The sequence below is a fragment of the Streptomyces sp. DT224 genome, from assembly GCF_049844595.1.
In the GTDB taxonomy this organism is placed as follows: domain Bacteria; phylum Actinomycetota; class Actinomycetes; order Streptomycetales; family Streptomycetaceae; genus Streptomyces.
Map to the genome: position 1 here is coordinate 42,358 of NZ_JBNCLI010000010.1, position 20,483 is coordinate 62,840.

Annotated in this window: 19 protein-coding genes and 1 riboswitch; of the genes, 11 read left to right on the forward strand and 8 right to left on the reverse strand. The window is 73.1% G+C overall.

Annotation, left to right across the window (positions count from 1 at the left end):
• Nucleotides 1-65 precede the first annotated feature (65 nt).
• Nucleotides 66-824, reverse strand: coding sequence for a MerR family transcriptional regulator (locus tag ACLQ2N_RS24680; RefSeq protein WP_425816326.1), 759 nt, complete (start codon nt 822-824; stop codon nt 66-68).
• A 72-nt stretch (nt 825-896) separates the two neighbouring features.
• On the reverse strand, nt 897-1,385 hold the full coding sequence (locus ACLQ2N_RS24685; protein ID WP_425816327.1) for an ATP-binding protein: 489 nt from the start codon (nt 1,383-1,385) through the stop codon (nt 897-899).
• A 123-nt stretch (nt 1,386-1,508) separates the two neighbouring features.
• On the opposite strand from ACLQ2N_RS24685, the gene ACLQ2N_RS24690 reads away from it, so the two are divergent.
• The 3 genes from ACLQ2N_RS24690 (at nt 1,509) to ACLQ2N_RS24700 (ending at nt 2,867) form a co-directional block, all read left to right on the forward strand.
• Nucleotides 1,509-2,363: a helix-turn-helix domain-containing protein gene (locus tag ACLQ2N_RS24690; RefSeq protein WP_425816328.1), complete on the forward strand. Its 855-nt coding sequence runs from the start codon at nt 1,509-1,511 to the stop codon at nt 2,361-2,363.
• On the forward strand, nt 2,360-2,548 hold the full coding sequence (locus ACLQ2N_RS24695; RefSeq protein ID WP_425816329.1) for a DUF397 domain-containing protein: 189 nt from the start codon (nt 2,360-2,362) through the stop codon (nt 2,546-2,548). The genes ACLQ2N_RS24690 and ACLQ2N_RS24695 overlap by 4 nt, the downstream gene beginning before the upstream one ends.
• Before the next feature lie 130 nt (nt 2,549-2,678).
• Nucleotides 2,679-2,867 (forward strand): DUF397 domain-containing protein, encoded by a 189-nt coding sequence (locus ACLQ2N_RS24700; protein WP_425816330.1) that lies wholly within the window; start codon nt 2,679-2,681, stop codon nt 2,865-2,867.
• A 78-nt stretch (nt 2,868-2,945) separates the two neighbouring features.
• On the opposite strand, the gene ACLQ2N_RS24705 is transcribed toward ACLQ2N_RS24700, so the two are convergent.
• Nucleotides 2,946-3,155: a peptidoglycan-binding domain-containing protein gene (locus ACLQ2N_RS24705; protein WP_425816331.1), complete on the reverse strand. Its 210-nt coding sequence runs from the start codon at nt 3,153-3,155 to the stop codon at nt 2,946-2,948.
• 406 nt (nt 3,156-3,561) lie between these two features.
• On the opposite strand from ACLQ2N_RS24705, the gene ACLQ2N_RS24710 reads away from it, so the two are divergent.
• Nucleotides 3,562-3,897, forward strand: coding sequence for a lysine transporter LysE (locus tag ACLQ2N_RS24710; protein ID WP_425816332.1), 336 nt, complete (start codon nt 3,562-3,564; stop codon nt 3,895-3,897).
• A gap of 287 nt (nt 3,898-4,184) precedes the next feature.
• On the opposite strand, the gene ACLQ2N_RS24715 is transcribed toward ACLQ2N_RS24710, so the two are convergent.
• Nucleotides 4,185-4,628 (reverse strand): peptidoglycan-binding domain-containing protein, encoded by a 444-nt coding sequence (locus ACLQ2N_RS24715; protein ID WP_425816333.1) that lies wholly within the window; start codon nt 4,626-4,628, stop codon nt 4,185-4,187.
• Nucleotides 4,629-4,979: 351 nt separating this feature from the next.
• On the opposite strand from ACLQ2N_RS24715, the gene ACLQ2N_RS24720 reads away from it, so the two are divergent.
• The 3 genes from ACLQ2N_RS24720 (at nt 4,980) to ACLQ2N_RS24730 (ending at nt 9,030) form a co-directional block, all read left to right on the forward strand.
• Nucleotides 4,980-5,942 (forward strand): helix-turn-helix domain-containing protein, encoded by a 963-nt coding sequence (locus ACLQ2N_RS24720; RefSeq protein ID WP_425816334.1) that lies wholly within the window; start codon nt 4,980-4,982, stop codon nt 5,940-5,942.
• A 131-nt stretch (nt 5,943-6,073) separates the two neighbouring features.
• Entirely contained in the window at nt 6,074-8,233 is a 2,160-nt protein-coding gene (locus tag ACLQ2N_RS24725) for a SpaA isopeptide-forming pilin-related protein (protein ID WP_425816335.1), read from the forward strand.
• Between the two features lie 101 nt (nt 8,234-8,334).
• Entirely contained in the window at nt 8,335-9,030 is a 696-nt protein-coding gene (locus ACLQ2N_RS24730; protein WP_425816336.1) for a L,D-transpeptidase, read from the forward strand.
• Nucleotides 9,031-9,034: 4 nt separating this feature from the next.
• On the opposite strand, the gene cobN is transcribed toward ACLQ2N_RS24730, so the two are convergent.
• Nucleotides 9,035-12,694, reverse strand: a complete 3,660-nt coding sequence (gene cobN, locus ACLQ2N_RS24735; RefSeq protein ID WP_425816337.1) for a cobaltochelatase subunit CobN — start codon at nt 12,692-12,694, stop codon at nt 9,035-9,037.
• An 84-nt stretch (nt 12,695-12,778) separates the two neighbouring features.
• Nucleotides 12,779-12,855: riboswitch (cobalamin riboswitch) on the reverse strand.
• Nucleotides 12,856-12,983: 128 nt separating this feature from the next.
• On the opposite strand from cobN, the gene cobG reads away from it, so the two are divergent.
• Genes cobG through ACLQ2N_RS24750 form a run of 3 tightly spaced genes read left to right on the forward strand, consistent with a single transcriptional unit; the run spans nt 12,984 to nt 16,551 of the window.
• Complete coding sequence (cobG, locus tag ACLQ2N_RS24740; protein WP_425816574.1) at nt 12,984-14,315, forward strand: precorrin-3B synthase; 1,332 nt, start codon at nt 12,984-12,986, stop codon at nt 14,313-14,315.
• Between the two features lie 56 nt (nt 14,316-14,371).
• A complete protein-coding gene (locus ACLQ2N_RS24745; protein WP_425816338.1) occupies nt 14,372-14,998 on the forward strand; it encodes a precorrin-8X methylmutase in 627 nt (208 codons plus the stop codon).
• The gene (locus ACLQ2N_RS24750; protein ID WP_425816339.1) at nt 14,995-16,551 is read left to right on the forward strand and encodes a precorrin-2 C(20)-methyltransferase; all 1,557 of its coding nucleotides are present in this window, start codon (nt 14,995-14,997) and stop codon (nt 16,549-16,551) included. Before ACLQ2N_RS24745 ends, ACLQ2N_RS24750 begins: the two co-directional genes overlap by 4 nt.
• On the opposite strand, the gene ACLQ2N_RS24755 is transcribed toward ACLQ2N_RS24750, so the two are convergent.
• The gene (locus ACLQ2N_RS24755) at nt 16,536-17,294 is read right to left on the reverse strand and encodes a cobalt-precorrin-6A reductase (protein ID WP_425816340.1); all 759 of its coding nucleotides are present in this window, start codon (nt 17,292-17,294) and stop codon (nt 16,536-16,538) included. The genes ACLQ2N_RS24750 and ACLQ2N_RS24755 overlap by 16 nt on opposite strands.
• 11 nt (nt 17,295-17,305) lie before the next feature.
• Between ACLQ2N_RS24755 and ACLQ2N_RS24760 the strand changes: the two genes are divergently transcribed.
• Nucleotides 17,306-18,421, forward strand: a complete 1,116-nt coding sequence (locus ACLQ2N_RS24760; RefSeq protein ID WP_425816341.1) for a cobalt-precorrin-5B (C(1))-methyltransferase — start codon at nt 17,306-17,308, stop codon at nt 18,419-18,421.
• 16 nt (nt 18,422-18,437) lie between these two features.
• Here the strand turns inward: ACLQ2N_RS24760 and cobM are convergent, their stop codons facing one another.
• Both cobM and cbiE read right to left on the reverse strand, forming a co-directional pair.
• Entirely contained in the window at nt 18,438-19,187 is a 750-nt protein-coding gene (cobM, locus tag ACLQ2N_RS24765) for a precorrin-4 C(11)-methyltransferase (RefSeq protein ID WP_164399711.1), read from the reverse strand.
• Nucleotides 19,184-20,449, reverse strand: coding sequence for a precorrin-6y C5,15-methyltransferase (decarboxylating) subunit CbiE (cbiE, locus tag ACLQ2N_RS24770; protein WP_425816342.1), 1,266 nt, complete (start codon nt 20,447-20,449; stop codon nt 19,184-19,186). Before cbiE ends, cobM begins: the two co-directional genes overlap by 4 nt.
• Between the last annotated feature and the right edge of the window lie 34 nt (nt 20,450-20,483).

Below are 20,483 nucleotides of genomic sequence, written 5' to 3' on the forward strand. Positions count from 1 at the left end.
GCCCGCGTCTGGCGTTACGGCTCCGAGGGGCCGCCCCCTCCGCCGGGGCGGCCCCCCGTCCGTGCTCAGCCGAGGCGGTCCGCCGTGTACGCCTCGATGGCGTCGCGCTGGAACGCGGCGAGGCCGGGGGCGATCGCCTCGTAGGCGGCGCGCCAGTCGGGGTTGTCCACGACGGAGCGGCCCATGGCCCGGTGCTCTTCGGCGGTGACCGGGCGCAGGGCGGACAGCAGCCGGTAGTGGGCCTCGATCTCGGCCTGGACCGGCGCGGAGTCCGCCGCGTGCCCGGCGGCCCGGAGTTCGGCGAGGCGGATCATCCGGGCCGTCCGGTCGCGCTGGCCGGCCTCGATGTCCTCCGGGCTCATTCCGTCGACGTGCTGGGCGACCCGCTCGGCGTGGGCGGGGAAGTCGCGCAGGCTCTCCTGATACTGGTCCGGCTGTACGCCCTCGAAGAGGTTCTCCGGTCGGTTGATGGTCATGGGTGCGTCGTCCTTCCTGGACTGTTCCAGTTCGGCGATCGTGCGCGAGACGGTGGTGGCCAGCGTGTCGAGCCGGTCCCGTTCGGCCAGGAGCCGCCGGTGGTGGCCGCGCAGGGCCTCCACGGCGTCGACCTGCTCCGCCAGGACGCGGCCGATGTCCTCCAGCCCGAGCCCCAGCTCCCGCAGGACCAGGATCTGCTGGAGCCGCAGGAGCTGGCGCTCGCCGTAGTACCGGAGCCCGCCCGCCCCCGTCCGGGCGGGCGGCAGGAGTCCGATCGCGTCGTAGTGCCGCAGCGTCCGAGCGGTCACTCCCGACATCCGCACCACCTCGGCGGTCGGCCATTCCATCGCCGTCTCCCCACGCTTGCGCCGTACCGGGCCGGTGTTTCCGGCCCTGTCCCACGACCGTAGAAGCTTCCGTTACGTCAACGGCAAGCCGTACTCCGCCCACACTGTCTTACCGGGCGCCTGCGCCCTGGGATACCAGCCCCAGCGCGTGGCCAGGCCCTCGACCAGCACCAGGCCGCGCCCGTCGTCCGCGAGGCCGGCGGCGGGGAGCTTGCCGGAGCGGGGCGGGACCTGTTCGCCCCGGGTGTCGGTCACCTCGATCCGCGCGGTCGGACCGGGCCGCTCCACGAGGCGCAGCAGCAGGTGGAAGTCCCGCCCCGGCACGTGCCCGTGCCGCACCGCGTTCGCCGTCAGCTCGGCCGTGATCAGGACGACCGCCTCGTGCGGCTCCGTCCCGTACGGCAGCCCCCACGCGTCCAGCCGCACCGCCGACAGGCGGCGGGCCAGCCGGGCGCCCCGGGGCGTGGAGGTGAACCTCATGTCGAAGCTCGGGGTGCCCAAGTGGGGGAAGTTGTGGGTGGGTTGCGTGGTGCGGTGGGGGCTGTCGATGTTGCTCGTCATGACTACGAGAGTCCTCGCAGTGGCGTAGCGTGACCAGTGGTGACGCACCGACGCGATCTCCTTGTACGCGCGCTGTCGGCACCAGTACGTGGAACACGGCGCGAGCGAGCGAGACAGGGTGCGATGACGGCTGAACGGGTGGAGCCCGGGGGGATGGACGGGGCCCAGGCGGCGGACAAGGCGGGCCAGGACGTGGTCATCGCCTTCGGGCAGAGCCTGAAGACCTTACGCGTACGGGCGGGCATGCAGCGGGACGAGCTGGGCCGACGCCTGGGGTACTCGGCGTCCACCATCGCCTCCTTCGAGCAGGGCCGGAGGATCCCGCCGCCGAGGGCGATCGACAAGGCGGACAAGGAGCTGGGCGCGGACAACCTGCTGGCGGTGTGGAAGGAGCCGGTGGAGAAGGCGCAGTACCCGGTGTTCTTCCAGGGCATGGCGCAGTTGGAGAAGCAGGCGATCGAGCTGCTGTCGTACGACACGCTGGTCGTGAAGGGGCTCCTCCAGACAGAGGAATACATGCGGGCGGTTCTCGCTCTCCGGCGCCCTGTTCTCGACGCGGAGATCATCGAACAGCGGGTGACGGCACGGCTGGCCCGGCAGGAGATCTTCGACCGCCGCCCCGCGCCGCTCCTGAGCTTCGTCATGTGCGAGTCGGTACTTCGCCGGAAGTTCGGCGGCACCGAGGTGCTGCGAGGCCAGTTGGAGCACCTCCTCCTGATCGGCCAGCGACGGAACGTCGAGCTTCAGGTCATGCCGCTCGACTCCGTGGAGAACTCGGGTGTGGACGGGCCGTTCACCGTCGTCACTCGCGAGGACGGCAAGAAGTTCCTGTACGTCGAGGCACAGGGCACGAGTTCACTGGAGACGGACCCGAAGCAGGCTGCGCTCGCCGCAGCGCGCTATGGGATCATCCGATCGCAGGCTCTCACCCCGCGAGAGTCACTGGCGTTCATCGAGAAGTTGCTGGGAGAGCTATGAACAACGCTGAGCCCCTCGCCTGGATCAAGAGCAGCTACAGCGGAGCGGAGGGTGGTGACTGCGTCGAGGTCGCGACCGGCGCCGGAGCCGTGCACGTCCGTGACTCCAAGGACGCGGCCGGGCCTGTCCTCCGCGTGTCGCAGAACGCCTGGGCCGGGTTCGTCGGACTCGCCGCGGCGAAGTAGTACGGGCAGCGCTTGTACGCACGAGAGCCCTGCCGGTCCGCGATGGACCAGCGGGGCTCTCGCCTGCGCGGACCCGACATGGGTCCATCAATGGTCAACCTGCCGAATTATGAATGCTGTTGGGAGAGCCATGGACACGACCGATTCCCTCGCGTGGTTCAAGAGCAGCTACAGCGGAGCCGAGGGCGGCCAGTGCGTCGAGGTCGCGACCGGCGCCGGAGCCGTGCACGTCCGTGACTCCAAGGACGCGGCCGGGCCCGTCCTCCGGGTATCGCAGAACGCCTGGGCCGGGTTCGTCGGACTCGCCACGGCGAAGTAGTACGGGCAGCGCTTGTACGCACGAGAGCCCTGCCGGTCCGCTTCGGACCGGCAGGGCTCTCGTCCTACCCGCGCCGTCCTACCAGCAACCGGCGAACTCGGCCGTCGTCTTGTTCCAGTGGCCCCACTTCATGGCCTTGTGGGTCTGCGGACCGTACTTGCCGTCGACGGTGACGCCTACGCGGCGCTGCACGGACTTCACCGCCGCGAACGTGGCCGCGCCGAACTTGCCGTCCATGGCCAGGCTCGCGCCGTAGCAGGCATTGATGTTTCGCTGGAGCGCCTTCACGCCTGCGCCGGTAGCCCCCTGATGCGATGCAGTGTGCAGGCGCTCGTGTACCTACCCGCAGCCGTATCGAATCCCCATGGAATCGAACGCACGTTGGCTCCCTCGTAATCGTTGTTGACACCGGTGCACGTCGGCGCCACCGCCGCCGCCGTGGGCGCCCAGACGAGGGCGCCGCCGAGCAGCGCTCCCAGCCGCGAGGGTCACCGCACCGGAGGACTTCAGCCGTCGTGTGCGGGTGTTCATGACAAGTTCTCTTCTCCTAGGGGGTGCCTCTATGTCCTTCGTCAAGGTGTGACCGTGTGCCGCAGTCGGCGACTCTTGAGCACCCCGGCAACCATTCCGGCTCGGCGGGGGTCCTCCATACCAGGCCCCGCTCGGGGCCATCGACGCAAGAGGGAGGAGCGTCATGGGGGTCCGCAGGGCAGCGAAAGGCGTCGGCGACTTCCTGGTCGAGACGCTGGGAGAAGCCGTCGCCGAGGTGATCCTCAGCCTGCTCGCCTGTGCCCTGCTCGGCTGCCTGGCTCTGATCGCCTACCTGAGCTGGTCCCTCAGCCCACGCTTCACCATCGCGGGGGCTGGGCTGCTCAGCCTCCTCCTCGCCCACGGCGCCTGGCAGACCTTCCGCACTCCCGCGAGGGGGCGCCGTCGGGGCCTCGCAGCCCTGACCGCTGTCGGTTTCACTGTGACCGCCATGACGGCCCTCTTCCTGCTGCTCTACTCCACAGGATGCGACTGCCTGTGAGGCCGTTTGGTTCAGCTACGCAAGTCCGAGGCCGGTCATGCGGTAGCTGTTTCGGGGACGCGTGACTCGTAGAAGGTGCCCTCGCGGAGCATGGCGAACAGGACGCTGATGCGTTGGCGGGCCCGCCAGGGCGACGGCCATGGTCGCGAGCACCCGGTGGGGCCGGTACTCGCTGCGTCTCAACCTGCTGTCCTGTCGTGTTGAGGAAGACGAACGGGGCAGGGCCGGAGGATCGCGATCCTCCGGCCCTGCCCCGCTGATGGCGTGATCTGTCCTGTCCTGTGTTGTCACCAGCTCACGCAGTTGACGAACTGCCCGGTGCTGACGCGGAAGCGCGGCCACACCATGGCGTCACGGGTTTTCGGGCCGTACACGCCGTCGGCGGTGACACCGATCTGTGCCTGGACGCGCTTCAGGGCCGCGAAGGTCTTGTCACCGAACACGCCGTCCACCACGATGTCTCGGCCGTAGCACCTGGTGAGGGAACGCTGGATGGCCTTGACTTCGCCGCCGACCGCTCCCTTGTGCACGAGGCAGCCGCTCTGGTGAATCGGCTCGTACTGGAAGGGCACATAGAACACGTACGTGCCGTTCTTGGTGATGGGTTCCTGGCGATCACATTCATGGGAGGCCGCCACGCTCGGCGTGGCCGCGACACCGCCGAGTAGGCCGGCGGCCATCGCCGCCACCAGTCCGGCCGACCTGATGGTTCTGATCCAGCTCCTTGACATGCAGATCCCCTCGTGACGACGTCACTTACCGACGTGCTCGATTCCGGCACTGTTCTCGCAGGGCCCGTGAGGGCTTTCCGAACGCTTCACGCGGCGCTGCGATCGAGGAGATTAGTCGGCGGATCAAAGCCCGACTGTGCTGTATGCGCGCATGTCTGTGCCAGTTGTGCACGCCGGACGCCGGTCGGCATGATACGGCCTGGGGGCATCGGGGCCGCGGGACTTTGCCGTGTGTGCGGAGTCCTTTGTCCCGCGTGCATCCGCGTCATGTCCCCCGCCTGTCACAGCCGTTGCACCGTGGGAGCGTGTACTCCACACTTTTCTCGGACCGTTCATGTCGAGGGGGCGCACATGAGTCCGGCGCTGGACACCGCGTACATACCGCCGCAGGACCGCGAGGAGATCATCCGGCACGCCGTGTGGGACTCCGTGGTGCCGGTGGACATCGATCACCGGGCACCCGACGGGGAGATCCGGGCCCGGATGGACGTGAGGGCGGTCGGAGCGTTGAGGGTGTCTTCGGCCCGGTCGACGGCGGTGACGTTGCGGCGGACCGAGCAGCTGGTGCGGAAGGACGAGGAGCCCTCGCTCTTCCTCAGCCTTCAGGTGACGGGCACCAGCATGGGCGCGCAGAACGGGCGTGAATGCGTCATCGGGCCGGGTGAGTTCGCGGTGTTCCGGTCGAACGCCCCGTACACGCTGCTCTTCGACGAAGGGGTGGACCACCACTTCCTGCGGCTGCCCCTCTCCGCGCTCGCGCTGCCCGACCGGCTGATCCGGGACACCGCCACGCTCACGTTCGGCGCCGGGGACCCGCTCGCACGGCTGGCGTACACGTACTTCTCGCAGCTCGCCCGGAGCGACGAGCTGCACCGCAGCGACCGCGCCGAGGCCGTGCTGGCGCCCAGCATGGAGTTGCTGCGCGCCGTCCTGGCCTCCCGGCACAGGGACGCCGCGACGGCGAAGGAGCCGATGGAGGCGACGCTCGCCCTGCGGATCACGCACTACATGCGGGAGCATCTGGCCGAGCCCGACCTGTCGGCGGCGCGGATCGCGGCCGCGCACGGCATCTCCGTACGGCATCTGTACACCGTGCTGTCCCGGGCGGGGATCGGTCTCGGGGACTGGATACGGGCCCGGCGTCTGGAGGCGTGCAAGCGGGAGCTGGCCGGGCCGGGCGGACGGGCGCGGACCGTGGCGGCGATCGGGCGGAGCTGGGGTTTCGTGAACGCCGCCCACTTCAGCAAGGTCTTCAAGGGCGCGTACGGGATGTCGCCACGGGCCTGGAGGGATCAGCACCACCGGCGCGGGTGAGTCCGCCGGTCCGGTTCCCCGGCCGCTTGGACGGACAGCGGCCCTCCGTCCGGGTGGCCCCGTCCCGCCGCCCGGCGCAACGGCCGTGTCGCGCGCGCGGAGCGGGGGCCGGGGGTGCCCAGGATGCCGTCATGAAACCCATGCCCAAGCGCCTGACCGCGCTGCGCTCGCGCGCCCGCACCACGGGTGCGGCCTGTGCCGTCCTGGCGGCCGTCGTCCCCGCCTTCACCTTCGGTCTGGGCGCGACGCCGGCCGCCGCCGCCACCCTGCCCGGCGGTCTCGGGCCGTGCGTGCCGGGCGACTGCCCCGACCCGTTCCCCGACGTCAACAACGGACCGATCGCCGGTCGCGACGACGCGATCAACATCTTCGTGGGCGACGACTTCTTCGTCCGGGGGCGTGCGGCGGAGGCCGAGGGCCGGGTCGTCGTGCTCGACGACTTCGACCAGAACAAGGACACGCAGGGGAGCAGCCTGTACAACCTCGGGATCGTCGGGGTGGGGTCGCGCGTCGCGCCGCCCGTCGAATCGGACTTCCTGGCCGCCGGCGGGGACGTGACCATCGCCGCCGGGCAGACCCTGGACACGACGGGCGGCCTCGTCGACGAACTGGGCACCGTGCGCTACGCGGGCGCGCTGTCCGGGACCGTCACCGGGAGGACCATCCAGGACGACGACACGACGGCCCCGTACGCGGGCCTGCGCGACGAGCTCACGGCGGCCAGCCAGTGTTACGCGCGGCCGGACGGCGAGACCCGGACGCCGACCGGGACCGCGGTCAACGAGGGCTACCGGACGCTGTTCACCGGCGACGGGACGTCCGCTCTCCAGGTGTTCAACGTCGACTTCGACCTGGTCAATCCGAACTCCCCCAACGGAAGCCAGTCCATCGAGTTCACGGGCATCCCCGACGACGCGACGATCCTGGTCAACGTGGTCGGGGAGAACCGGGTCAGCAACACCACCAGCGGGAGCGACACGCTGGGCCAGTACCGCGAGCGGCTGCTGTGGAACCTGCCCGACGCCACCACGGCGTCCTTCGTGGGGTCCGGGCAGTTCCAGGGCAGCGTGCTGGTGGGCGAGCAGGCGTCCATGAGCACCGTGAGCCTGCCCGGCATGAACGGCAGGTTCTTCACCACCGGTTCGCTCACCCACACCAGCGAGAGCGCCGGGGTGGAGTTCCACGCCTACCCGTTCAACGGCGACCTCCCGGACTGCGGTGGTCCGCAGCCGGTGACGGGCGCGGTGAGCGTGCTGAAGACCGACGCCGAGACCGGTGACCCGCTGGCCGGAGCCGACTTCGACCTGTGGCGCGAGAGCAATGACGTGCCCGGCCTCCAGACCGACGGCGCCGACCCCGACACCCTCGTCACCGACTGCACCACTCCGGCGAACGGTGTCTGCTCCGAGACCACGACCGTGGGTACGTACTACTGGCGCGAGACCGCGGCCCCGGACGGCTACGAGCTGCCCGACCCGAACGTCTTCGGGCCGCTCGTCCTGACCGAGGACAACGCGGACCAGGGCGTCCAGGCCGAAGCCGTCAACAGCCAGACCCCCGTGCCGCCCGTGACCGGTGAGGTCCGCGTCCACAAGACCGACGCCGAGACCGGTGAGCCGCTCGCCGGGGCCGACTTCGAGCTGTGGCGCGAGACCAACGACACGCCCGGCCTTCAGACGGTCGGCATCAACCCCGACACCCACGTCTCCGACTGCACCACCCCGGCGAACGGCATCTGCACCGCGACCACGGTCCCGGGCACCTACTACTGGCGCGAGACGGCGGCCCCGGACGGCTACGACCTCCCCGACCCCAACGTCTTCGGGCCGCTCACCCTCACCGAGGACAACGCCGAGGACGGCGTCCAGGCCGAAGCCGTCAACAGCGAGGAGACCACGCCGCCCGTGACCGGTTCGCTGACGCTCGACAAGACGGACGCGAAGAACGGGGAGCCGCTGCCCGGGGCCGTCTTCGAGCTGTGGCGCGAGAGCAACGACGTGCCCGGCCTCCAGACGGGCGGGGCGAACCCCGACACCCTCGCGGACGCCGGCTGCTCGACCGACCAGGACGGGCAGTGCGCCTTCGACGACCTTCCGCTCGGTGAGTACTACCTCCGCGAGATCGCCGTCCCGGAGGGCTACGTGCTTCCGGCGAACCCCGTCTCGGGGCCGTACGAGGTGACGGAGGAGAACAGCGAGGAGGGCGTCACCGTGGAGCTGGCCAACCACCGCGGTGAGCCGTGCAAGGGCAAGGACTGCAAGGACGACACGCACAAGGCCGCTCGCGGCTGACACGGTCACCCGCCCGGCCGCCCACTCGTGGGCGGCCGGGCGTTGTGCTGATTGGCTCGGCAGTACAGCTTCCGCTTTGATCCCCCGCAGGAGGTCCGGCCGTGTCCCGTCCCCACCGCCTCATCGGTGCCGCCGTCGCCACGGCGGCCATGGCGCTGCTCTGCACCGCGGCCCCCTCGGCCGCGTCGCCCGGCCGCGACGCCGCGTGCACCGCGCCGGCCGGACCGTACCAGCGCCAACTGGAGACCCACCTCAAGCTGCCCGTGGACGGCCGCCAGTCCGACGCCGACTGCCGGGCGATCCGGTCCTTCCAGACCGAGCGGGGCCGCCCGCACCCCGACGGGTTCGCCGACCTCGGCACGTATCGCGCGATGCTCGTGGTCGAGGCCGCACCGGACCCGAACGCCGCCGGGAACTGCCCCGTCGAGAGCGGCCGGGTGACCTGCGTGGACATGGACCGCCAACTGCTGTGGGTGCAGAAGGGCAAGAAGGTCGTCTTCGGGCCCGTGCCCATCCGTACCGGCCGCGACGCGGAGGAGACGCGGCCCGGCCGGCACACCGTCTACTGGCGCGACCGCGACCACGTCTCCGACCTCTACGACGACGCCCCCATGCCGTACGCGCAGTTCTTCGACGGCGGTCAGGCGCTGCACGGGCACCCGGGCGACCTGTACGACGGGGGCGGGTCGGCGGGCTGCGTCAACCTGACGGTGGACGACGCGGCGAAGCTGTGGGATCTGCTCGCGCTCGACGATGTCGTCTACGTCTGGGGTGTGAAGCCCGGCACCGCCGGCTGACGCTCTACTCCTCGCCCTCCAGGTTTCCTTCCGTCTCCAGGAACACCTGGCGCAGCGCTTCGAGCACCGCCGGGTCGGGCTTGGCCCACATGCCGCGCGACTCCGCTTCCAGGAGGCGTTCCGCGATGCCGTGCAGGGCCCACGGGTTGGCCTGTTCGAGGAAGGCGCGGTTGGCCGGGTCCAGGACGTAGGTCTCGGTCAGCTTGTCGTACATCCAGTCCGCGACCACGCCCGTCGTGGCGTCGTAGCCGAAGAGGTAGTCGACGGTCGCGGCCAGCTCGAAGGCTCCCTTGTAGCCGTGGCGGCGCATCGCCTCGATCCACTTGGGGTTGACGACGCGGGCGCGGAAGACGCGGGAGGTCTCCTCGGTGAGCGTGCGCGTGCGGACCGTCTCGGGGCGGGTCGAGTCCCCGATGTACGCCTCCGGGGCGGTGCCCCTCAGCGCGCGGACCGTGGCGACCATTCCCCCGTGGTACTGGAAGTAGTCGTCGGAGTCCGCGATGTCGTGCTCGCGGGTGTCGGTGTTCTTCGCGGCGACCGCGATGCGCTTGTACGCGGTCTCCATCTCCTCCCGGGCCGGGCAGCCGTCCAGGTCGCGGCCGTAGGCGTAGCCGCCCCACGTCGTGTAGACCTCGGCGAGGTCGGCGTCGGTGCGCCAGTCGCGGGAGTCGATGAGCTGGAGCAGCCCGGCGCCGTACGTGCCGGGGCGCGAGCCGAAGATACGGGTGGTGGCCCGGCGCTCGTCCCCGTGCTCGGCCAGGTCGGCCTGGGTGTGCGCCCGTACGTGGTTGAGCTCGGCGGGTTCGTCCAGTGAGGCGGCCAGGCGCACGGCGTCGTCCAGGAGGCCGATGGTGTGCGGGAACGCGTCGCGGAAGAAGCCGCTGATGCGGAGGGTGACGTCGATGCGGGGACGGCCGAGCTCCTCGGCCGGGATCGCCTCCAGTCCGGTGACGCGCCGGGAGGCGTCGTCCCAGACCGGGCGGATGCCGAGCAGGGCGAACGCCTCGGCGACGTCGTCGCCGGCGGTGCGCATGGCGCTCGTGCCCCAGAGGGAGAGGCCGACGGACACCGGCCAGTCGCCGTTGTCCGCGCGGTAGCGGGTGAGGAGTGAGTCGGCGAGGGCCTGGCCGGTCTCCCAGGCGAGCCGGGAGGGGACGGCCTTGGGGTCCACGGAGTAGAAGTTGCGGCCGGTGGGGAGGACGTTGACGAGTCCGCGGAGGGGTGAGCCGGAGGGGCCCGCGGGGACGAATCCGCCGTTCAGGGCGTGGACGCAGTGGTCCAGTTCTTCTGTGGTCCCGGCCAGGCGGGGGGCGACCTCCTGGGCGGCGAAGTCGAGGATGGCGGCGACGGAGTCAAGCCCCTGCGGCGGTTGAGCAGCGGGGTCCGGGGCGGAGCCCCGTGCCGACGAACCGGCAACGGATGTGGCGACCGCAGCCACGGCCGAGCGCTCCCAGCCCGCGTCCTCCATCGCCTGGACCAGGGCCCGCGCCTCCTCCTCCACCGCGTCCGCGTCCGTGCGGTTCGGCGACGACTCGTCCAGGCCCAACGCCTCGCGCAGGCCCGGCAGGGACGTCGTGCCGCCCCAGATCTGGCGGGCCCGGAGGATGGCCAGGATCAGGTTGACGCGGGCGGCCCCGGTCGGCGCGGCGCCCAGGACGTGGAGGCCGTCGCGGATCTGGACATCCTTGATCTCGCAGAGCCAGCCGTCGAGATGCATGATGAAGTCGTCGAAGCCCTCGTCCTCCGGGCGGTCCTCGACGCCCAGGTCGTGGTCGAGCTTCGCGGCCTGGATCAGGGTCCAGATCTGGGCGCGGACGGCCGGCAGCTTGGCCGGGTCCATGGCGGCGATCTGGGCGTGCTCGTCCAGGAGTTGTTCGAGGCGGGCGATGTCCCCGTAGCTGTCGGCCCGGGCCATCGGCGGGACGAGGTGGTCCACGAGCGTGGCGTGTGCCCGGCGCTTGGCCTGGGTGCCCTCGCCCGGGTCGTTGACGAGGAACGGGTAGACCAGCGGGAGGTCGCCGAGCGCCGCGTCCGGGCCGCAGGCGGCGGACAGGCCCGCGTTCTTGCCGGGGAGCCATTCCAGGTTGCCGTGCTTGCCGAGGTGGACCATCGCGTCGGCGCCGAAGCCGTTGTCGTCGGCGCGGGCGGCGATCCAGCGGTAGGCGGCCAGGTAGTGGTGCGACGGCGGCAGGTCCGGGTCGTGGTAGATCGCGATCGGGTTCTCGCCGAAGCCGCGCGGCGGCTGGATGAGGATGAGCAGGTTGCCCCGGCGCAGGGCGGCGAGGACGATGTCGCCCTCCGGGTTGCGGGAGCGGTCCACGAACATCTCGCCGGGCGGCGGGCCCCAGTGCTCCTCGACGGCCTCGCGGAGTTCGGCGGGGAGGGTGGCGTACCAGCGGCGGTAGTCGGCGGCGGGGATGCGGACCGGGTTGCGGGCGAGCTGTTCCTCGGTGAGCCATGCCTGGTCGTGGCCGCCCGCCTCGATGAGGGCGTAGATCAGCTCGTCGCCGTCGCCGGAGGCGAGGCCGGGGACCTCCTCCGTACCGAAGTCGTAGCCCTCCTCGCGCAGTCGGCGCAGCAGGGCGACCGCGCTGGCCGGGGTGTCGAGCCCGACGGCGTTGCCGATACGGGAGTGCTTGGTCGGGTACGCGGACAGCACGAGCGCGACGCGCTTCTCGGCGTTCGGGATGTGGCGCAGCCGGGCGTGCCGTACGGCGATGCCGGCCACCCGGGCGGCGCGTTCGTCGTCGGCGACGTAGGCGGGCAGGCCGTCCTCGTCGATCTCCTTGAAGGAGAACGGGACGGTGATCAGGCGGCCGTCGAACTCGGGCACGGCGATCTGGCTGGCGGCGTCGAGCGGGGAGACGCCCTCGTCGTTGCCCTCCCAGTCGGTACGGGAGCCGGTGAGGCAGAGCGCCTGGAGGATCGGCACGTCGAGCGCGGTGAGCGCGCCCGCGTCCCAGGACTCGTCGTCGCCGCCGGCCGACGCCTCGGCGGGCCGGGTGCCGCCGGCCGCGAGGACGGTGGTGACGATCGCGTCGGCGCCGCGCAGGGTCTCGATGAGCTCGGGTTCCGGACTGCGCAGCGAGGCGACGTACAGCGGGAGGGCGCGGGCACCCTGGGCCTCGACGGCCCGGCACAGGGTCTCGATGAACGCGGTGTTGCCGCTCATGTGGTGGGCGCGGTAGTAGAGCACGGCCACCGTGGGGGCGCCGTCCCCGGCCGCCCGGGGTGTGCGCTCCAGCGGGCCCCAGGACGGTGCGGCGGCGGGCGGTTCGAAGCCGTGGCCGGTGAGCAGGACGGTGTCGGAGAGGAACCGGGCGAGCTGGTCCAGGTTGGCGGGGCCGCCGTGCGCGAGGTAGGCGTGGGCCTCGGCGGCGATCCCGATGGGCACGGTGGACGCGGCCATCAGCTGGGCGTCGGGGGCCTGTTCGCCGGTGAGGACGACGACGGGGCGGCCGGTGGCGAGCAGGTGGTCGAGGCCCTCCTGCCAGGCGCGGATGCCGCCGAGGAGGCGTACGACGACGAGGTCGGTGCCGTCCAGGAGGGCGGGCAGGTCCTGGAGCGGGAGGCGGGAGGGGTTCGCGTACCGGTAGCGGACCGGTCCGTCGGAGGCGCGGGCGCTGAGCAGGTCGGTGTCGGACGTCGACAGGAGCAGGATCATGCGGCGTCTGGCCTTCCTCGGGGTGTCCACGCCCCGGGCGGTGTCGGGTTCCCCTGCTCGGACCTGCCGAACGTGCGGGGAAGGGAGTTCCTGACTCGCCCGGCCTGGTGGGGCCGGGCTCACAGTGGCGGGACCGCGCCGGAATCGCACCGGGCTTCCTCCCCTGTCGCCGTCTGTGGCGACGGCGGACCCGGAGGTCCGCCGGGGTCCGTCCGCGAAGACGGGCCCCGCAGGCATAGTACGGGCCGGGGAGCCCGACGGGTCATACGGATCGGATGAGATGGTCGGTATGCTCGCCGCCATGCCTCCCCCAGCCCCCCCTTTCGCCCAGCCCGACGACGCCCGTTTCCGGTCCCGCGGCGACGCCTGCCCCGGTGCGCTGCGCCTGCACCGGGCGGACGACGGGGCGTTGGCACGGGTCCGGGTGCCCGGTGGGGTGCTGAGCGCGGACCAGGCGGACGGGCTCCGGGAGTTGGCCGTGGAGCTGGGCGATGGTGAGCTGCATCTCACTTCGCGCGGCAATGTGCAGCTGCGGGGCCTGGGCGCGGAGTGCGGGGGCGAACTGGCCTCCCGGATGCGTGAAAGGGGACTTTTGCCCTCCGCGCGGCATGAGCGGGTCCGCAACGTGGTGGCCTCTCCGCTGGCCGGGCTCGACGGTCGCGGCGAGCGCGATCTCCGCCCGTGGCTGTCCGCGCTGGACGCGCTGGTGTGCGCGAGCGAGGAGGCGGCCGGCCTGTCGGGCCGGTTCCTGTTCGCGCTGGACGACGGGCGGGGCGATGTGGACGCGCTGGGCGCGGATGTGACGCTGCGGGCGCGGGCGGACGGGGACGCGGAGCTGCGGATCGGGGCGTCGGCGGCGGTGGCGCGGATTCCGGGTGACGAGGCGCCGCGCGCCGCGTTGCTGGCGGCGACGGTGTTCCTGTCCATGGCGGACGCTTCCGGTTCCGGCGCGTGGCGGGTGGGCGACCTGCCCGGGGGCGCCGGGCCGTTGCTCGACGAGGTGGTACGGCGGCTGGGTGCGGCCGGGCTGCCCGTGGCCCGCGCGACCGTACCGGTGCCGGGTGGGACTCCCCCGGTGCTCGGGGTGGTGGCGGGGCCCGGCGGCACCGACGCGCTGTCGGTCGGGCTGCCCCTCGGGCGGGCGGACGCGGTCCGGTGGCGGGCGCTGACGGACCTCGCCCGGGACCACGGCACCGGCGAACTGCGGCTCACCCCGTGGCGCGGAGTCGTCGTGCCCGGTCTCCGGCGGGGGCGGGCGTCCGAGGCGCTCGATGCGTTGGAGGCGGCGGGTCTCGTCACCGGACCCGGCTCGCCGTGGTCCGGGGTGACCGCGTGCATCGGGCGGCCGGGGTGCGCGAAGTCCCGGGCCGATGTGCGGGGTGACGCGGCGGCGGCTTCCCGGGCCGGATCGCCCGACCGCGCCCTGCCCGTCCACTGGTCCGGGTGCGAGCGGCGGTGCGGGCACCCGCGCGGTGCGTGGGTCGACGTCGTCGCCTGCCCGGACGGCGGCTACCGGGTGTCCGTCGTGCGGGACGGCGAGCGCGGGGTCCCGGTGCGCGTCGCCGACGACCCCGCCGCGCCGGCCGCCGCCGTGGCGGCGGCCCGTGCCCCCCACACCTGATCTCCTCCCCACCCTTTCCTGTCCGACCCCCGCCCTGAGAAGAGAGCGACACCACTGTGTACGAGTACGAGAAGGACGGACCGGCCATCTATCGCCAGTCCTTCGCCACCATCCGGGCGGAGGCGGACCTCGCCGGGCTGCCCGCGGACGTGAGCCAGGTCGCGGTCCGGATGATCCACGCCTGCGGGATGGTCGACCTCGTACGCGACCTCGGCTACACGCCCGACGCGGTCGCCCGCGCCCGCGCGGCGCTGCGGGCCGGCGCGCCCATCCTGTGCGACGTGGCGATGGTCGCCAGCGGGGTCACCCGCAAGCGGCTGCCCGCGGACAACGAGGTGGTGTGCACCCTGTCCGACCCGGCGGTGCCCGGGCTCGCGGCGGGGCTGGGCACGACCCGCTCGGCGGCCGCCCTCGAACTGTGGCGGGACCGGCTCGACGGGGCGGTCGTGGCCGTCGGGAACGCGCCGACCGCCCTGTTCCGGCTGCTCGAAATGATCGAGGAGGGGGCCCCGCGCCCCGCCGCCGTCATCGGTGTCCCGGTCGGGTTCGTCGGCGCCGCCGAGTCCAAGGACGCCCTGGCCGCCCATCCGTCCGGCCTCGACCACCTCATCGTGCGCGGCCGGCGCGGGGGCAGCGCCATCGCGGCCGCCGCGCTCAACGCCATCGCCAGCGAGGAAGATTGACCGTGAGCGAGCAGCAGACGGCACAGCCGGGCGAGGAGCGGACGGGACAGCCGGGCGCGCGGCCGGCGGGACGGCTCTACGGCGTCGGGCTCGGCCCCGGCGACCCCGCCCTGATGACCCTGCGCGCGGTCGAGGTCATCGCCGAGGCGGACGTCGTGGCCTACCACAGCGCCCGGCACGGCCGGTCCATCGCCCGGTCCATCGCGGCGAAGCACCTGCGCGCCGACCACATCGAAGAAGCCCTGGTCTACCCGGTCACCACGGAGACCACGGACCATCCCGGCGGCTACCGGGGCGCGATGGAGGACTTCTACACCGAGGCGGCGGCCCGGCTCGCGGTCCACCTGGAAGCGGGGCGCACGGTCGCCGTGCTCGCCGAGGGCGACCCGATGTTCTACGGCTCGTACATGCACATGCACAAGCGGCTGGCCGACCGCTACCCGACCGAGGTGATCCCCGGGGTGACCTCGGTCAGCGCGGCCGCAGCGCGGCTCGGGACCCCGCTCGCGGAGGGCGAGGAGGTCCTGACGATCCTGCCCGGCACCCTGCCCGAGGAGGAGCTGACGGCCAGGCTGGCCGCGACCGACGCGGCCGTGGTGATGAAGCTGGGCCGCACCTTCCCCGCCGTGCGCCGCGCGTTCGAGGCGTCGGGCCGGCTGCCCGAGGCCCGCTATGTGGAACGCGCCACGATGGCCGGTGAGCGGCTGGGCGAGCTGGCGGAGACGGACGCCGGTTCGGTGCCGTACTTCGCGGTCGCCGTCCTGCCGAGCCGGATCGACGCCCGCCCGGAACGCGCCCCGGGCGACGGTGCGGTGACCGTCGTCGGCACCGGTCCGGCCGGTCCGCTGTGGCTGACGCCCGAGACGCGCGGGGCGCTGGCGGGGGCGGACGACCTGGTCGGCTACACGACGTACCTGGACCGGGTGCCGGTCCGGCCGGGGCAGGTACGACACGGCTCGGACAACAAGGTGGAGTCGGAGCGGGCGGAGTTCGCGCTCGACCTGGCCCGGCGCGGGCGGCGGGTCGCCGTGGTGTCCGGCGGGGACCCGGGGGTCTTCGCCATGGCGACGGCGGTGCTCGAAGTCGCGTCGCAGGAGGAGTACGCGGACGTGCCGGTGCGGGTGCTGCCCGGAGTGACGGCGGCGAACGCGGCGGCGGCCCGGGCGGGCGCGCCGCTGGGCCACGACTACGCGACGGTCTCGCTGTCGGACCGGCTCAAACCGTGGGAGGTCGTGGCGCGCCGGCTGTCCGCCGCCGCCTCGGCGGACCTGGTGCTCGCGCTGTACAACCCGGGTTCGCGGAGCCGGACCTGGCAGGTCGGCAAGGCGCGGGACCTGCTCCTCGAACACCGCTCGCCGGACACGCCCGTGGTCCTCGGCCGGGACGTCGGCGGGCCGTCCGAGAGCGTACGGACCGTGCGGCTGGCGGACCTCGATCCGGCCGAGGTGGACATGCGCACGATCCTGATCGTCGGGTCGTCGCAGACCCGGTGGGGGCGACGGGGGGACGGCACACAGATCGTGTGGACGCCGCGCCGCTACCCGGAGGGCTGATCCGTCATCCGGTGCAGCCGGGCCAGGGCCTCTTCCGGGGTGCCGGCCACCGCGCCCCCCTCGGGGACCGGCGGCCGGCGGACGACGACCACGGGGATGCCGGCCTCGCGGGCGGCGGTCAGCTTGGGGGCGGTCGCGGCGCCCCCGCTGTCCTTGGTGACGAGGACGTCGACGCGGTGGCGGCGGATCAGCTCGCGCTCGCCTTCCAGGGTGAAGGGGCCCCGGTCGAGCAGTGTCTCCATCCGGGCCGGGTACGGCGGTTCCGGGGCGTCCACGGACCGCGTCAGGAACCACAGGTCGTCCAGGCCCGCGAAGGCGGCGAGTCCCATGCGGCCCGTGGTGAGGAAGACGCGCCGTCCCAGCGCGGGCAGGGCGTCGGCCGCCTCGGCAAGGGAGCCGACCGGGTGCCAGTCGTCGCCGTCCCCGGGCACCCAGCCGGGCCGGCGCAGCATGAGCAGGGGAACATGGGCGGCGGCGGCCGCGGCGGCCGCGTTGAAGGTGATCGTCCCGGCGAAAGGATGGGTGGCGTCGATGAGTGCGTGCACCCGGTGCGAGCGGAGCCAGTCCGCGAGTCCGTCGGCTCCGCCGAAGCCCCCGACCCGGACCTCCCCGGGCGGCAGCTTCGGCCGGGCGACCCGGCCCGCGAGCGAGCTGGTGACCCTGCTCCCGGCGGGCAGCTCGGCCACCAGGAGCTCGGCGAGCCGACGGGCCTCCGTCGTCCCGCCCAGAATCAGTACGTGCACAGGGACCATCCATGAGTGAGGCGAAAGGCGGGCGCGGCGCCCAACTCAAGCACACCGGTCTGCGGCCCGGCTGGACGACCGGCGCCTGCGCGACCGCCGCCGCGACGGCCGCGTACACGGCGCTGCTGAGCGGGGACTTCCCGGACCCGGTGACGATCACGCTGCCCCGGGGCCAGACCCCGGCGTTCGCGCTGGCCGTGGAGGAGCTGGGCGACGGGCGGGCGACGGCGGGCGTGGTGAAGGACGCGGGCGACGACCCCGACGTGACGCACGGCGCCCTGGTGCGGGTGAGCGTGCGGGCGCTCCCGCCGGGCTCGGGCGTGGTGTTCCGGGCCGGGCCCGGCGTGGGCACGGTGACCCTGCCGGGGCTGCCGCTGGAGGTCGGCGAACCGGCGGTGAACCCGGTGCCGCGCCAGATGATCCGGGACCACGTCGCGGAGGTCGCGGCGGCGCACGGCGGGTCCGGGGACGTCGAGGTGACGGTCGGCGTGGACCACGGCGAGGAGATCGCCCGCTCCACCTGGAACCCGCGCCTGGGCATCCTGGGCGGGCTCTCGATCCTGGGCACGACCGGGGTCGTGGTGCCGTACTCCTGCTCGGCGTGGATCGACTCGATCCGCCGGGGCGTGGACGTGGCGCGCGCGGCCGGGCAGACCCATGTCGCCGGGTGCACGGGGTCCACCTCGGAGAAGACGGTGGTCGCCGAGTACGGGCTGCCGGAGATCGCGCTGCTGGACATGGGCGACTTCGCGGGCGCGGTGCTCAAGTACGTGCGCCGGCATCCGGTGGACCGGCTGACCGTCTGCGGCGGGTTCGCCAAGCTGTCGAAGCTCGCCGCCGGCCATCTGGACCTGCACTCGGGGCGCTCCCAGGTCGACAAGGTGTACCTGGCGGAGCTCGCCCGGCGCGGCGGCGCCGACGAGGCCCTGGCCGCCGAGATCGCCGTCGCCAACACCGGGCTCGCCGCACTTCAGCTGTGCCAGGCGCGCGGGGTGCCGCTGGGCGAGCTGGTGGCCGTGGCGGCGCGGGACCAGGCGCTGTCGGTGCTGCGGGGCGCGCCGGTGGCCGTGGACGTGATCTGCGTCGACCGGGCGGGGGCGGTGGTGGGGCGCAGCTCCGTACGCTGACCCGCCCGGGCGGGGCTCAGCAGGTGTGGCGGTCGCGGGCGGGCGAGTAGAGGTGGCTGTCGTGGAACTGCTCGGCGCCCAGGGTGCGCCCGACCATGATCACGGCGGTACGGATGACGCCCGCGGCCTTCACCTGTGCGGCGATGTCGTCCAGGGTGCCGCGCAGGACGAGTTCGTCGGGGCGTGAGGCCATCGCGACGACGGCGGCCGGGCAGTCGGCCCCGTAGTGGGGCAGCAGTTCCTCGACGACGCGGTCCACGTAACGGGCGGCCAGGTGCAGGACGATCAGCGCGCCGCTGCGGCCGAGCGTCGCCAGGTCCTCGCCCTCGGGCATGGCGGTGGCCCGTTGGGCTATCCGGGTCAGGATGACGGTCTGGCCCACGGTCGGCACGGTCAGCTCGCGCTTGAGGGCCGCCGCCGCGGCGGCGAACGCGGGCACGCCCGGGACCACCTCGTACGGCACGCCCGCCTCGTCCAGGCGCCGCATCTGCTCGTTGACCGCGCTGAACACCGAGGGGTCGCCGGAGTGCAGTCGCGCCACGTCGTGCCCGGCCCGGTGCGCGGCGACGAGTTCGGCGGTGATCGCGTCGATGTCGAGCTGCGCGGTGTCCACCAGGCGGGCGTCGTCCGGGCACTCGGCCAGGAGCTCGCGGGGCACCAGGCTGCCCGCGTACAGGCACACCCGGCAGGCGGCGAGCGTGCGCGCGCCGCGCACCGTGATCAGGTCGGCGGCGCCGGGGCCCGCGCCGATGAAGTACACGGTCATCTGTCGTCTCCTGAGGATTGTGCGGGGGCCGTGGTGGGCTTGCGTACGGACCACTGGGTGACGGGCATGGCCTGGCGCCAGCCGGTGAACGTGCCGACCGGCACGGCGTGCGCGACGGCGAGGCGTGCCAACTCCCCGCCGTGCGCCTTGTGCTGGGCGGCGAGCAGCGCCTCGGACTCCAGGGTGACCGTGTTGGCGACCAGCCGGCCGCCGGGCGGAAGCGCGGCGAGGCAGGTGTCGAGCAGGCCGGGTGCGGTGAGGCCGCCGCCGATGAACACGGCGGCCGGCTGCGGGAGTTGGTCCAGGCAGTCGGGTGCGCGGCCGGTGACGACGCGGAGGCCGGGCACGCCGAGCCGGTCGGCGTTCTCCGCGATGCGCGCCGCGCGCACGGGGTCGCGCTCGACGGTGACCGCCCGGCAGGAGGGGTGGACGCGCATCCACTCGATGGCGATGGAGCCGGAGCCGCCGCCGATGTCCCAGAGGAGTTCGCCGGGGGCGGGGGCGAGCACGCCGAGGGTGGCTGCCCTGATGTGACGCTTTGTCAACTGCCCGTCGTGCGCGTACACCTCGTCCGGCAGGCCAGGTACGGCGCCGAGGCGCAGCGTCCCCGGGGCGGCCCGGCACTCGACGGCGACGACGTTGAGCGGGTCCCCGGCCGGGTGGTCCCAGGTGTCCGCCGTGCCCTCGGCGCACGCCTCGTCCTCGCCGCCGAGCTGTTCCAGGACCCGCATGCGGCTGGGCCCGAAGCCGTGGTCGCGCAGCAGTGCGGCGACCGTGGCCGGGGTGGTGGCGTCGGCGCTGAGGACGAGGAGCCGGCGCCCTTCGTGGAGGGCGGCGGCGAGCCGCGCGGCGGGGCGGCCGACGAGGGTGACGACCTCGGTGTCCTCCAGCGGCCAGCCGACGCGGGCGCAGGCGTAGGAGACGGACGAGGGGTGCGGCAGGACGTGCAGCCGGTCGGCGCCGAGGACTTCGGTGAGGGCCCGGCCGATTCCGTAGAACATGGGGTCGCCGCTGGCCAGGACGGCGATGCGGCGGCCCGCATGGGCGGCGAGCAGGCCGGGGACTGCGGGGCGCAGGGGGGAGGGCCAGGGCACGCGGGTGCCCGCGCACTCCGGTGGCAGGAGGCCGAGTTGCCGGCCGGCGCCGATGAGGACCTGGGCGTCCGTCAGTGCCGCGCGCGCCGGTCCGGCGAGCCCGGCCCATCCGTCGGCTCCGATCCCGACCACGGTGACTGCGGGCGGGCGGGGATGCTCGGGGGTCACGGACGGTACCTCGGGTCTCGGGGGCTGGCGCACC